Annotated in this window: 1 protein-coding gene; it reads left to right on the top strand. The window is 66.7% G+C overall.

Translation table 11 applies throughout. The annotated features are described in order from the left end of the window. On the top strand, nt 1–694 hold a 694-nt coding region (locus CEX87_RS26900; protein WP_142301134.1), incomplete at both ends, for a DUF222 domain-containing protein.

Raw genomic sequence — 694 nt, 5'->3', positions numbered from 1 at the left:
GTCGGGTGGGTGCTGAGCATGTGCGGGTGATCCGGCGGTTCTTTGACAAGCAGGTGCCGGCTTCGACGCCGTTTGACGTGCGCGAGGCCGCCGAAGCGCAGCTGGCGCAGTTGGCCACCAAGCACACCCCTGAAGAGTTGCGCGCGGCCGCCCAGCGGCTGGCGGCCTATTTGAACCCCGATGGGGATTTCTCCGATGAGCTGCGCGCCGCGCAGCGCTGGCTGCGACTGGGTCGCCAGCGCCTTGATGGGATGAGTGAGCTACGCGGACTGCTTGATCCGGCCACCCGGGCGGCGTTGGAAGCAGTGCTAGCGGTGTGGGCGGCTCCTGGTCGGTGCAATCCCGCCGACGAAACCGAGGGCGAGGACGGTCAGCGGTCTGCGGATCAGGAGCCCTCGGCCGAGGCGGTCAGTGCCGATCGACGCACCGTGGGGCAGCGCAACCACGACGCGCTCGGGGCGATGTGTCGGGCGCTGCTGGCGTCCGGACAACTCGGTTCGCAAAACGGGTTGCCGGCCACCATTTTGATCAAGGCCAAGCTCAAAGAGCTCGAATCGGGCACCGGCCACGGGCTCACCGGCGGGGGGTCGCTGCTGCCGATGAGCGAGGTGATCAAACAGGCCTCCTCGGCGCACCACTATCTGGCGATCTTCGATGACCACACCGAAGAAATTCTGTACTTGGGGCGGGCTAA

Origin of the sequence: Mycobacterium lehmannii (assembly GCF_002245535.1) — a bacterium.
In the GTDB taxonomy this organism is placed as follows: Bacteria; Actinomycetota; Actinomycetes; order Mycobacteriales; family Mycobacteriaceae; genus Mycobacterium; species Mycobacterium lehmannii.
Note: the sequence above shows the minus strand (reverse complement) of the source record. Positions and strands in the feature narration are given on the sequence as shown.